This window comes from Acinetobacter calcoaceticus ANC 3811 (genome assembly GCF_000399665.1).
GTDB classification, from domain to species: Bacteria; Pseudomonadota; Gammaproteobacteria; order Pseudomonadales; family Moraxellaceae; genus Acinetobacter; species Acinetobacter calcoaceticus_B.
Map to the genome: position 1 here is coordinate 1,174,636 of NZ_KB976986.1, position 12,716 is coordinate 1,187,351.

13 protein-coding genes are annotated in these 12,716 nt (G+C 36.5%); 5 read left to right on the forward strand and 8 right to left on the reverse strand.

Annotated features, from left to right (window positions below; all coding sequences use genetic code 11):
• Positions 1-22 precede the first annotated feature (22 nt).
• Complete coding sequence (locus F935_RS06750) at positions 23-487, reverse strand: hypothetical protein (protein WP_016138227.1); 465 nt, start codon at positions 485-487, stop codon at positions 23-25.
• Between the two features lie 862 nt (positions 488-1,349).
• Between F935_RS06750 and F935_RS06755 the strand changes: the two genes are divergently transcribed.
• The 3 genes from F935_RS06755 to F935_RS06765 all read left to right on the forward strand — a co-directional run bounded on the left by F935_RS06755 (position 1,350) and on the right by F935_RS06765 (position 3,412).
• Positions 1,350-1,619 carry a YARHG domain-containing protein gene (locus F935_RS06755; RefSeq protein ID WP_004792570.1) on the forward strand — a complete coding sequence of 90 codons (270 nt, stop codon included), beginning with the start codon at positions 1,350-1,352 and terminating at the stop codon, positions 1,617-1,619.
• Between the two features lie 17 nt (positions 1,620-1,636).
• Complete coding sequence (locus tag F935_RS06760; RefSeq protein WP_016138228.1) at positions 1,637-2,050, forward strand: HIT family protein; 414 nt, start codon at positions 1,637-1,639, stop codon at positions 2,048-2,050.
• A gap of 255 nt (positions 2,051-2,305) precedes the next feature.
• Positions 2,306-3,412: a porin gene (locus F935_RS06765; protein ID WP_016138229.1), complete on the forward strand. Its 1,107-nt coding sequence runs from the start codon at positions 2,306-2,308 to the stop codon at positions 3,410-3,412.
• Positions 3,413-3,519: 107 nt separating this feature from the next.
• Here F935_RS06765 and F935_RS06770 read toward each other — a convergent pair whose 3' ends face one another.
• Together F935_RS06770 and F935_RS06775 are read right to left on the reverse strand one after the other, a co-directional pair.
• Positions 3,520-4,113, reverse strand: a complete 594-nt coding sequence (locus tag F935_RS06770; RefSeq protein ID WP_016138230.1) for a YidB family protein — start codon at positions 4,111-4,113, stop codon at positions 3,520-3,522.
• A gap of 99 nt (positions 4,114-4,212) precedes the next feature.
• Positions 4,213-4,674, reverse strand: coding sequence for a DUF6231 family protein (locus F935_RS06775; RefSeq protein WP_016138231.1), 462 nt, complete (start codon positions 4,672-4,674; stop codon positions 4,213-4,215).
• Positions 4,675-4,713: 39 nt separating this feature from the next.
• On the opposite strand from F935_RS06775, the gene F935_RS06780 reads away from it, so the two are divergent.
• Positions 4,714-5,583 (forward strand): DUF2797 domain-containing protein, encoded by an 870-nt coding sequence (locus F935_RS06780; protein ID WP_016138232.1) that lies wholly within the window; start codon positions 4,714-4,716, stop codon positions 5,581-5,583.
• 35 nt (positions 5,584-5,618) lie between these two features.
• Here F935_RS06780 and F935_RS06785 read toward each other — a convergent pair whose 3' ends face one another.
• The 4 genes from F935_RS06785 to F935_RS06800 are packed head-to-tail and all read right to left on the reverse strand — an operon-like array spanning position 5,619 to position 10,652.
• The gene (locus tag F935_RS06785) at positions 5,619-6,737 is read right to left on the reverse strand and encodes an ABC transporter permease (protein WP_016138233.1); all 1,119 of its coding nucleotides are present in this window, start codon (positions 6,735-6,737) and stop codon (positions 5,619-5,621) included.
• Positions 6,738-6,741: 4 nt separating this feature from the next.
• Positions 6,742-7,866: an ABC transporter permease gene (locus tag F935_RS06790; RefSeq protein ID WP_016138234.1), complete on the reverse strand. Its 1,125-nt coding sequence runs from the start codon at positions 7,864-7,866 to the stop codon at positions 6,742-6,744.
• Positions 7,867-7,876: 10 nt separating this feature from the next.
• Positions 7,877-9,640, reverse strand: coding sequence for an ATP-binding cassette domain-containing protein (locus F935_RS06795; protein ID WP_016138235.1), 1,764 nt, complete (start codon positions 9,638-9,640; stop codon positions 7,877-7,879).
• A complete protein-coding gene (locus F935_RS06800; RefSeq protein ID WP_016138236.1) occupies positions 9,633-10,652 on the reverse strand; it encodes an HlyD family secretion protein in 1,020 nt (339 codons plus the stop codon). Before F935_RS06800 ends, F935_RS06795 begins: the two co-directional genes overlap by 8 nt.
• Positions 10,653-10,770: 118 nt before the next feature.
• Between F935_RS06800 and F935_RS06805 the strand changes: the two genes are divergently transcribed.
• Complete coding sequence (locus F935_RS06805; RefSeq protein ID WP_016138237.1) at positions 10,771-11,412, forward strand: error-prone polymerase regulator EppR; 642 nt, start codon at positions 10,771-10,773, stop codon at positions 11,410-11,412.
• Positions 11,413-11,415: 3 nt separating this feature from the next.
• On the opposite strand, the gene lpxB is transcribed toward F935_RS06805, so the two are convergent.
• Positions 11,416-12,591 (reverse strand): lipid-A-disaccharide synthase, encoded by a 1,176-nt coding sequence (lpxB, locus tag F935_RS06810; RefSeq protein ID WP_035366112.1) that lies wholly within the window; start codon positions 12,589-12,591, stop codon positions 11,416-11,418.
• Positions 12,592-12,716 lie beyond the last annotated feature (125 nt).

The following is a 12,716-nucleotide window of genomic DNA, read 5'->3' on the forward strand; positions in this document are numbered from 1 at the left end:
GGAAATTTTAGAAAGCTTTATACTATGTCGATACTTGAATAATGTTTTTGTAATCAGGTGATTTGAAGTAATTAACAATCATCTGCGCACTTTTTTCAGACACAACCTTAGCCTGTTCCATTGTTTTTAAATAAGAGTTGGCAAGCATACAACTCGGTAGCAAAGTATTTGCAAGTGGAGGAAAATTTTCTCTTCCTCCTAATGTTATTTTTTCAATGAAACTTGCCAACCACATAATGTATTCGCCTTTATTCTTAAATGCTGGCATTAAGCTAATATCAAGCTTAACTGTACATTCTTCACTAGGCTTATTTAAGCACTCTTCAAAATCAATAAAATTATATTTTAGTCTGTATGAAGTTCCTTTTATCTCTTGTCTAATAATACTTATTAAGCTATTTAAATGCTCAATAATATCTTTCGAGAAAAACTTATCTTCTTCAGATTTTATATAAACGCTTTCAGCAACGAGTAAAAACTGTGACATTCTCTATTTCCTTTTAATCTTGTCTCCGATGAATAATCAGATTCTTTAAGGAAGTATGATGCATATAACATTGCTATATGTAAGTTGCTTAGATTAAAAAGTAACCACAATGGTAAACATGAAAGCTACCCACCAAATAAATCACACAAATTAAATATAAAGATAAATACATCACAATACATAAGTTTAAATTAATATATTTCGAAATAACTTTAATAAAAAAAAGCCCATCTCAATTTTAGAAATGGGCTACAAAAACAAAAAACTATCAAACGCAGCAATTAAGGACAATATAATATAAGCTAAAACATGTAAAATCAATACATCTTTCAGTTGAATTGTAAACTAAGATTAATTTTGACTTATTTATATTTTACAAATCAAAAGAAAAAAGCCCATTTCCGTCTAAATTAAAATGGGCCCAGTGAATTCCACTTAATCCTAGAGTACAAAATGTGATAATTATCACGCTTTATATTTTCATAATGTCATTGATATATTTCTTTTTCATTGACCTAATTTCAAACTTAAGCTGTCTATTTAGCAAATGAAATAGGCTATAAAATCTTATCTTTTCCTGCAATTTTTTATGTGTGCTCAACCCAACTAGAAACATATTTGTCTACCATCAGTGAAAGTTAAAGTCGATTAAACGAGAATCAAATTCTGGAAATATATATAAAATTTAGCTTAAGTTTATGTTTTTATTTGATTTTTACAAACTATTGATATCTAAAGTTTTTCTTTATTTTGTGAACAAATTATCAACCAAAATGACACTTGAGTAATTAATAGTCATTGAAATATTGGTAATAAACCTTATATTGAGTACAGGTTCATACCTTTAACTGAGGAAACGCTCATGAATAAATTTATGGTTGCAGTCTTTACTGGCATGGTGAGCATTGCTGGTTTAAGCGTTCAAGCTGCAACGCCTGAGCAAGAATGTCAGAAATTGCAAGACGATTATAATTTGATTTATGCATCAAAAGGCTTTTGTTTTAAAGATCCTGATGCTAAAGAAAAATATGGTAATGAAAACTGTCATACGACAAAACCAAAGTTTTCTGACAAAGAGCAACAACGTCTTGATGCTATTAAAGAGCGTCAGAAAGAATTGAAATGTAAATGATTTTAAAGGAATAATACATGGCATACGATGATCAAAATATCTTCGCCAAAATTTTACGCAATGAACTTCCAGCGATAAAAATCTATGAAGATGATCAAGTTCTAGCTTTTATGGATATTATGCCTCAAGCCGATGGTCATACATTAGTTATTCCAAAAACACCTGCTGTAACGCTCCTTGATTTACCTCCAGAAGCAGCCGCATATACCATACAAGTTGTTCAGAAAATTGCAAAAGCAATGGAAAAAGCCTTCAATTTAGAAGGTATTGTCTTAATGCAACTTTCTGGAGCAGCGGCAGGACAAACTGTTCCCCATGTTCATTTTCACCTTATTCCTACCAATGTGCATCAACTTGGACGCCATGCTGTAGAGTTAGGAGATCAAGAAAAAATTAAGGGATTAGCTGAAAAAATTAAAGCAGCTCTTTGATTTTTAATGTATTAAAGCGGAGTTTTTACTCCGCTTTTTTTCGTCCAAAAACTATAAAAAATTAAAATAATTAATTTATTTCTAAATTTTAATCGTCATAAAACTGTCATTTATTTTTCACGCCCCTGTCACAAAGTTTGCCGATACTGCTTAGCAAGTTGGTGAGCTTTTGTAACTTTTTGTACATAAGTCAACTACAAAATAAATAGTTAACTAGGCATACGCCATTTTTAAATACCTTTTGGAGAAATCTCAATGAAGAAATTGCTACTCGCTGCCGCAGTTGCAACTTTGAGCATAAACGCGGTGCAAGCAGCGCCAACTTTGTATGGCAAACTAAATGTTTCTATTAACCAAGTTGATAATAAAAATTTCGATGGTAAAAGTGATGTTACCGAAGTTAACTCAAACTCTTCTCGCATTGGGGTAAAAGGCGAAGAGAAATTAACTGACAAGTTATCTGCTGTTTATTTAGCTGAATGGGCAATTTCTACTGATGGTTCAGGTTCTGATAGTGACCTTAGCGCTCGTAACCGTTTCATCGGTTTAAAAACTGAAGGTGTTGGTACTTTAAAAGTAGGTAAATATGACTCTTACTTTAAAACCGCTGCTGGTGGTAACCAAGACATCTTTAATGACGATACACGTTTAGATATTACCAATATCATGTACGGCGAAAACCGCTTAGATAACGTAGTAGGTTTTGAATTAGACCCTAAATTATTAGCTGGTTTAACGTTCAACATCATGGCTCAAACTGGCGAAAGTACTTCTGACAGTAAAGATGGTGAAACTGGTAAAGACAGCAAAAATGATAGCTTTGACTCAGTATCAACTTCTCTTGGTTATGAAAACAAAGACCTTGGCTTAGCAGTGGCTGCCGCTGGTGACTTCGGTATTAAAGGTAAATATGCTGCTTACGGTCTGAAAGATGTTTATACAGATGCTTACCGTGTAACAGGTTCTTATGACATCGCAAAATCTGGCTTTGTTGTAGGTGCTTTATGGCAACATGCTGAACCTACTGATGATTTGACTGCATATGGTCAATCATATAAATCAGATGGTTCAATCGATAAAGCTGGTAAGGCTTACCGTGGTTTAGAGGAACAAGCATATGCAGTAACAGCTGCTTATAAAATTCCTAACACTAAACTTAAAGTGAAAGCAGAATATGCTTCAGCTGAAACCCAAGTAAGTGGTCAATCAGATCGTAAAATTGATTTGTACGGCTTAGGTCTTGATTACCAAATCAACAAACAAGCTCGGTTCTACGGTATCGTTGCTCAACAAAAACGCGACTGGTTAAATGATGACGACAAGCAAACTGTTGTAGGTACTGGTATCGAATATAACTTCTAATTAGTTATCTTTGATTCATATCTAAAATAAAAGGGCTAATGCCCTTTTATTTTTTTGTTCAGATTAAAAAAGCCGATATTTTTATACCGGCTTTTTTAGTTTGTAGCTTACTTTAAGAAACCACTTACAAGATTCATCACGTTTTGAATATCTTGGTTTGCTTCTTGATGATCGGTACTGTCACCCTGAGGTGTTAATGAGTCAATGACTTGAGGTAAGACTGAAGCAATTGCACCGTAAACTTGCTCTTTTGGAGCTTGAGCTTGCGCAGCAACTTGTTCAATGTCAGCTGGATTAAATAAACTCTGCAATTGTTGAGTAGGAACTTCGCTATTACTTTGATTTGGATCAACCCAGCTTTGAACTTGATTACCTAAACCCGCACCTTTTAACTTTTCTAAAGCAGCCTGCAAACCACCCTGTTGTTGAACCCAACCTAAAATTAAAGGTACAACTGCAATTAATAAACTTTGTACGCCACCACCGGCTTGAGGTGCATTATTATTATTTCCAGTCACTTGACCCAATACAGAACCTAGTACTCCTCCAAGACCGCCTTGTGCGCCAGAAGAAGTATTGCCCCCCATTTGCCCGAGTACTGAACCTAAAATTCCACCTAAACCACCTTGACCTGATGCTTGCTGGTTCCCACCTAAAGCCTGCTGGGCCAAAACTTCTACAATGTTGCTTAAATTTGTCATGTGTAACTCTTATGTATGGTTTATACACGAGCATACGCGGATTCTTGTTAAGACAGCAAAAGCCAAATTGTTAAATTTTGAAAGAGATTTGGTGCCATTTTACCAGCGGAATTTATTCCAGTTCTCTGGGTTTGCCCAGAACTTTGAATTAAACCAATCTGGAACATGCTTATAGGTCAAAATGTTAAATTGCCATAAAGCAAAATCACTATCATGTGAAGTTTTATCAATGAGTTGCGTGAAACCTAAAGAACGTAATAACTGTTCATCACTGCGTTTACTTACTACAACAATTCGTTTTGCTAATAAGTCACGTAGTTTTACTAATAATTGTGATTTTTGTACTTCAGTTATGTTCTGCATTTCATCTGTATCAAACAATACAAAACCCAAGTCATAACGCTGAGTAAAAGGCAGACTTAAAAGCTCAGTTACGGTAAAATAGTGCCATTGAATTGCGTTATTCTGGTCAATTTTCTGGCCAATACAAAGTGCAGTATGAATGGGCTGTTCGTTTGATAAATCGTCTAGCATAGAAGTGATGACATTTTGCTCAGCCATAACTGCAACCCTTAATTGAAAGATGTGAGTTTAAACTTTATGGAACTACAAGGCATTTGCCATAAAATGCATGCAGACCTAAAAGATGCTAGTGTAACTGATCAACAGACAACCAAGGCAAATGTTGAATACAAATTTGTATTAGACCGTTCAGAAATTGATCTTCCTTTTAATTTAGGACAAGAACTAGAAATCGAATGGACAGGTAATATTTATTGCACCTCTTGTGGCACTAAAACACCGAAGTCTTATTCTCAAGGCCACTGCTTTAAATGCTTTAAAACTAAAGCAGAATGTGACCTCTGCATTATGAAACCAGAAACGTGCCACTACCACTTAGGTACGTGCCGTGAAGATGATTTTGCCCACAATGTTTGTTTCCAACCTCATATTGTGTATTTGGCAAATTCGAGTGCTTTAAAGGTGGGGATTACTCGTGTCAATCACATGCCAGGTCGCTGGTTAGATCAAGGCGCAACCCAAGCCTTACCTATTTTAAAAGTTGGATCACGCCGTTTATCTGGTCAACTTGAAACTATGTTTGGTTCTTTGGTTGCTGACAAAACTGATTGGCGTAAACTTCTTAAGGGAGAAGCTGAACCTCTGAAACTGACAGAACAACGTGATCAGTTAATCGAAGAGTTTGCACCGAAAATCCAAACTATTCGTGAGGAATTTAGCCAAAATCTTGAATTTAACGAAACTGTTGAATTCTTAGAAGATGAGTTACCACGTGAATTTGTTTACCCAGTTGAACAATATCCTGAAAAAATTAAGTCTCTAAACCTAGATAAAACACCAAAAATTCGTGGTGTATTACAAGGTATTAAAGGGCAATATTTAATCTTTGATATTGGTGTTATTAACATCCGTAAATATACGGGTTACGAACTCATTATACGTGCCTAAGTAAGTTTTAAAGCCCCTAAAATGGGGCTTTTTAATTAAGATAATCTATTTCTAAATAGCCAAGCTGCCAAAGGCAAAGTCACTATTCCCAGAATGATCATTGGAATAAAGTTGAATTTGACTTGTGCAAAGCTTGCACCCTCTAAATAAACCCGTTGTACCAAGTTAATTCCAAACCTTAAGGGGTTTGCATACGTTGCTATTTGTAATGCTTCCGGCATGTTTTCTATGGGAGTAAGTAAACCTGAAAGTAACATCAAAGGCATAATCAATAAAAACGTAAAAAGCATGGCTTGTTGCATATTTAAAGATAACGCCGAAATTGATAAGCCCACCCCAACTACAGCCACATTAAAACTCAATAAACCAAAATAAAGCAGCCCAATAGAGCCATTCATGGGAATTTTGAACCAGAATAAAATAATCAATAAAATAATGGTTGACTGCATCAGCCCTACAAAAATTGGCGGCAACGCCTTACCAATCATAATTTGTAATGGTGTATATGGCGTAACTAACAACTGATCAAACGTACCCTGTTCACGTTCCCGCGCAACTGATAAAGCAGATAAAAGTAATGTTTGCATCATACTTAAGGCCGCAATTAATGAAGGCATTAGGCTCCATCTAGACTCTTGATTTGGGTTGTACCATGTTCTTGTTTCAAGGCTAATCGGCAAAGCTGAGTTAAATTTTTGCTGATTAAACTGACCAACAATTTTATTTAGATATGAACCAGCTACAACAGCAGTTGAAGAGTTCCTGCCATCAACAATGACTTGTATAGGAGAGCTTTGGTTATTATTTAATTTGTCTTCAAAGTCTGATGGAATCGTGATTACGACCAATGCCTGACGACTATCAATGACCTGCTTGATTTGTTCAGTATATTCAAGTGTTGCAACACACTTAAAAATACCAGAGCCATCTAGTTTTGAGATGAGTTCATGTGAAACCTGCCCATTGCTCTGGTCTAAAATTGCATAATCCACACGGTTAACATCATAAGTTGCAGCGTAACCAAATAAAAGTGCCTGCATGAGGGCTGGTACAAATAGAATGACTCTATTTGCAGGGTCACTAAAAATGGTTAAGAATTCTTTTTTAACTAAAAAACTTAAATGTTTCAGCCAAACGATTAGTTGCTGCCACATAACTTTATCTCAACCGTTTTTTCAGTGAAAAGTTCACAGCCCATATCAAAATAATGATATATCCCACCAGAAAACCGCATTCTTTAAACCATAACTTCCAATCATCACCTCCCATAAATAAGGTTTTAATTAAAATCATAAAATGTGTAGCCGGTAGTAACTGACTAATAATTTGCACAACCAAAGGCAAGTTGCGTGTATCAAAAACAAACCCAGAAAGCATCAGCGCGGGCATAAAACTTGCCAATAAGGCAATTTGACTCGCCTGAAACTGACTTTGAGCAAAGCCTGATATAGTTAAACCAAGTAATAAAGAAACAACTAAATAGAGAAATGAAGCAGACAAAATTGAGAATAATGAACCGCGCATAGGCACTTCAAAAATAAAATATGCAGCAACAATACAGATCATGATATCAATCATGCCGACCACCACATAGGGAATGAGTTTTGCTAATACAATTTCAAATGGCCGTACAGGCGTAACAAATAAAGCCTCTAGAGTTCCCCGTTCCCTTTCACGGGCAATAAGCAGCCCCGTTAAAAATGCGCCAATTAAAGTTAAAATAAGTACCATTAAGCCAGGGACTAAAAACCAAGTACTATTTCCAGATTCGTTAAACCATATTCGTTGTTCAATATTAACGGCCCTTGACGTTGCTAATATTGGGCTACGGTCAAACTGTATAGACGGTGCGGTAGATAAAGCACCTGCAACATAACCTTCTAAGGCTGTTGCTATGGTAGTGGATGTACCATTTAATAATAGTTGAACCTTGGCATTACCTTGCTGCGCCTGACTGGCAAAATCTGAAGGAAAATGCAAAATGGCATCAATTTCTCCATCTCGAATGGCCTGCTCTGCTTCAGGCAAATTATGAAACTCTTGACTAGCTAAATATCGTGAGCCATTTAAACCAGCTAAAACCTGACTGATTTGTGGTGAAGACTGATCAACGACAACTCCGACTCGAGCCTGATTTAAGTCAAAAGAAAGTCCATAACCAAACAGTAGAATTAAAATAACAGGCAAAACCAAACCAATCCCGAGGCTGCTTTTATCACGAATGAGCTGCTTAGTTTCTTTACGAACTAACGCGGTCAATCGATTCCAAAATCCAAAGCTCATTGTAGACCTCCTAACCAGCGTGCCTTAACGCGCGTGCTTGTTCCACAATTGCTATAAAAGCCTCATTCATGTCAGCAATATGTTTATCTTTACTTGCCAATTTACGGACTTGTTGGGGAGACCCTAAGGCCAATAACTTTCCAGCATCTTGTATGGCAATGCGGTCACAATACTCTGCTTCCTCCATAAAATGCGTCGTAATAATGATGGTAATGCCCTGATTTGCCAGTTCACCAATGCTGTACCAAAATGATCGCCGTGCAAGCGGGTCAATTCCACTCGTGGGTTCGTCTAAAAATAAAATTTCTGGTTCATGTAATAGTGCAGTAGCCATAGATAGTCGTTGTTTATACCCACCCGGTAAATCACCACTTTTACTATGAGGCTTTAAATCGTATTGCTGTAAGGCTTTATCAATTTGTTGATTTAGTTTTTTGCCAAATAACCCATAAGCTCCCCCAAAAAACTTCAAGTTTTCTAAGATAGTTAAATTGCTATACAGAGCAAATTTTTGAGAGACATATCCAACTTTGGCTCTTGCCTCAGCACGAGCTGTCCGTAAGTTTTTCCCAGCAACTTCCAAATACCCGCTACTTGTTGGTAGCAATCCACATAACATTCGAAATGTTGTCGTTTTACCAGCCCCATTAGGTCCAAGTAATCCAAAGATTTCACCACGCTGCACATCAAAAGATGTATTGGCAACGGCAGTAAAATCTCCAAAAGTTCGGACTAAATCTTTAACCACAATGATAGGTTGCTCTGACTTTAAATTATCGATTTGTTCTAATTGAACTGCTTGCTCAGAAATAGGTAGATGTTTTGGTTGCTTTTGAGTCTGCTGCAAAAGCATCATAAATGTATCTTCAAGTTCAGGTGGTCGCGCATTGGCTTTTAGCCCTTCAGGTAAAGTATTAGCTGATAGCTCTTTTTGACGACTAATAAAGTTCACTTGTTCACCCTTTGGAACAGCATCAATAATCTCTAAATGGTTATCAAGTAACTGGGCTTGTAAGGTCCGAGCCTTAATCTGCTCTGAAGGTTTTATATTCCATGTTTGTCCACGTGCTATTTCTTTTAATTGTTCAGGTGAACCTTGTTTTAAAATTTTGCCTTCGTGCATGATATATACGTAGGCACATTTTTCTGCCTCATCCATATAAGCAGTACTTATAATTACGCTTAAGTTTTCTTCCTGAACAAGCTGTTCAATAATGATCCATAAATCTCGTCTCGATAAAGGGTCCACCCCAACACTAGGCTCGTCAAGTAAGAGCAATTCTGGGGAACGAACTAAAGTACATGCCAGCCCTAGTTTTTGTTTCATCCCACCAGAAAGTTGACCTGCTAGACGTTGCGTAAACTGAGTAAGATCCGTTATTTCCAATAAACGTTTAAATCTTTGACTACGTACGTCCTTTGAAACGCCGTGTAAGTCGGCATATAAATCTAAATTTTCCTGTACGCTTAAATCTTCATAGAGTCCAAAACGTTGTGGCATATAGCTAATACGGTCTTGTACAGCTTGTGGGTTTTTACTCACGTCAATTCCAAGTACATTTAGTGAACCCGAAGTGGCTTTATATAGTCCTGCAATTAACCTTAATAAAGTTGTTTTCCCTGAACCATCTGGACCAACCAAAGCAGTAAGTTCTCCTTTGTTAATTTGCATATTCAAATCAACAATTGCACTAATATCTGCTGACTTTTTACTCTCAGCCTTAAAAGTCATGAATAAATTATGTGCTTGAACCACTGCTTTTTCATCAGTCATGAGCTTTTTCACCTGAAGCAAGTGGCACTTTTACAGTCACAGGTTGACCCATTTTTAATTGATCATTCGGATCATTTACATATACTCGAATTTCATAAACCAGTGTTGTTCTAATCTCTTCGGTCTGTACTGTTTTTGGTGTGAACTCAGCCACTGAAGATATATAGCCAATTTTTCCATTAATGGGCTGATTAGGATAAGAATCACGAATAACTTGAGCCGTGCCGCCCATTTTAATAGAGCTTAAATCTTGTTCGTTTACATACACACGAATCCATTTAGGATCAGTCAATGCCAATGTATAAACGGCCTTTTGAGCAGTTGTCATATCACCAACTTCCTGTAGGCGTGCTCGGACCACTGCATTTACAGGAGACTTTAATTCAGCTTGAGTAAGATTATAGTTAATTAGATCTAAATTAGCCTTAGTTACTTCATACTGTGCTTTGGTCGCTTCACGATCTTCTTGTCGAGCACCTTTAATGATCAACTCTAAATTAGCTTGTCTTTCACGGACCGCTGCCTCAGCACTATCTTTATTACTTTTGGCATAGTCTAGCTCTTGTTGGCTAATTGCCCGACCATCAGTACTACTTACCAAAATTTGTAAGCGTTGCAGGTTTTTATTGGTTTTATCAAGCTCTGCTTGGGCAGAAGCAAGTTGTTCTTTTGCTTGACTAATTTCTTCTGGGCGAGCTCCCACATCTTGTTTAACAATTGCCTCTTGTTGAGCTTTAAGTTGTGCTTGAGCTTGCTTTGCCTGAATCTGTAATGCATTGGTATTAAGAGTCGCTAGTAATTGGCCAGCTTGGACTTTATCTCCCTCTTGAACTAAAAGTTTCTCTATACGGCCAGACTGTTCAAATGCAAGTGAAACTTGGCGAATATCAACATTTCCATATAAAGTCAAAAAACTATCTGATTGTTTTTTATTATGATATTTCCACGCCCAAAAACCAATTAAAGCTACGGCGATAATAAGCAAGACGACGGCAATCACTTTTTTATTCATCTTATTGGCCTTCTTATTAAATTCAAATTTTCTTAGTTTAAATTCAATTTAAATTTAAATTACTCCAATCTTTGAATAAAAGATATACTTTTATGGTGAGTAAAAATTAGGGTTAAACATGTCCAGATCTAGACGAAGTGATGGTGACTTGACCAAGTCTAAAATTATTGAGGCAGCAGGAACTTTAATCGCTCAATATGGTTTTGCAAATACAGCGAACAAAACGATTGCCAACGCTGCAAATGTCGATTTAGCTGCGATTAATTATCACTTTGATGGTCGAGACGGGCTATATCAAGCTGTTTTATTGGAAGCTCACGCTCACTATCTAGATGAAAAATATTTACTAGAACTTGTTGAAAGTACTCACTCACCAGAAGAAAAATTAAGCTTATTACTTGAGACCTTGCTGCATAAATTAACTGAAAAAGATGTCTGGCATGGCAAGGTGTTTATTCGTGAACTATTTTCACCTTCTGAGCATTTATTAAATTTTATTGAAGTTGCAGGTATGAGGAAATTTTTTCTTATTCGTAAGCTCATTAGTCAAGTTGCTGGTTTGGATGAAAATGATCCAGCGGTGTTGCCTTGTATTTTAAGCGTGATGACACCTTGCATGATGCTCATTATTGCCGGACCCAATGCTCAAGCACCTGAGCCACTTAAAAAAATTGCCCAGATGCCATTACACGATTTAGTTGAACATTTTAAGAAATTTTCATTAGCTGGCTTAAAAGCAATTAGCCAATCACAATCTTAAAAGTTAACTCGCCAGACATTGCAAAATTGCCTGTACTGGATCTTCTGTATTTCCAGAAATAAGCTGTTTATGCATGGTTAAATGTTGCATTACTTGAATTTGAGCTGTCTCAACATTCATTAGCTTTTCTATTTCAGCAGCTAAATTTTCTGGAGTTGCATCAGCCTGAATAAGCTCTTCAATGACTTTCTTACCCGCAATAATATTAGGTAAAGAATAATAAGGAATTTTCACCAAAAGCTTAGCAATTATATAAGTTAACCAATGCAACTTATAGAAAGTGACCATCGGTCTATGCATGAGCATGGCTTCTAATGTTGCAGTCCCAGAAGCTAAAGCAATGATATCACTTGCATTCATGACCATACGGCCAACTTTAGACTCACTATCTGTATTTTCTAAAATATGAATTACAGCTTTTAAATGAGGTGCTAATTGTTCAACACCCTGCTCAATCTGCTGTTTACGTGCATCGTTAATTGCGGGAATTAAAAATTGAATGTCTGGATATTTCTTATGCAGAATATTGGCAGTTCCAAGCAACATAGGCAAAAGTCGTTCTACCTCACCTTTTCGACTACCTGGTAACAAAGCAATATGTTTTTGATTTTCATTAAGACCTAATTGCTGTTTGGCAATTTGAATTGGGTTCTCAAGTGGCAATTGTTTAGCTAATGGATGACCTACAAACGCTGCTGGAACTTCATATCGTTCATAAAAAACTTTTTCAAAAGGAAATAAGCAAAGTACTAAATCTATACTTTGTTTAATGCCATGAACACGTCCTTGGCGCCACGCCCAGACTGAAGGACTGACATATTGGACTGTTTTTATTGGAAGATTCTTTTCTTTAATACTTTTAGAAAGTCTGAGGTTAAAGTCTGGTGCATCAATACCAATAAAAATATCAACGGGATTTTGAGTCCATTGGTTAATTAGACCATCCCGCACGGCGAATAATTTTTTTAAGTCTTTTAATACCTCAACAATCCCCATCACAGACAGAGTTTCCATCGGGTAATAACTTTTAAAACCTTCAGCAATCATTTGAGGACCACCGATTCCCTCAAATTCGGCATCAATTCCTTGTTCTCGAAAACTACGCATAAGTTTCACGCCGAGCGTATCTCCAGAAACTTCCCCAACTACAATGCCTATTTTAAGTTTTCGGTTTGCCAAGGCGATTTACCCAAGAATTTGAAATAATGCATTCTAGCATAGAGGTTTATCAATCTTGAACTTGATCGATATGTACTTACCAAAAGCAGCCATCGTACAAGCTATCTAAAATTACATTCATTCAC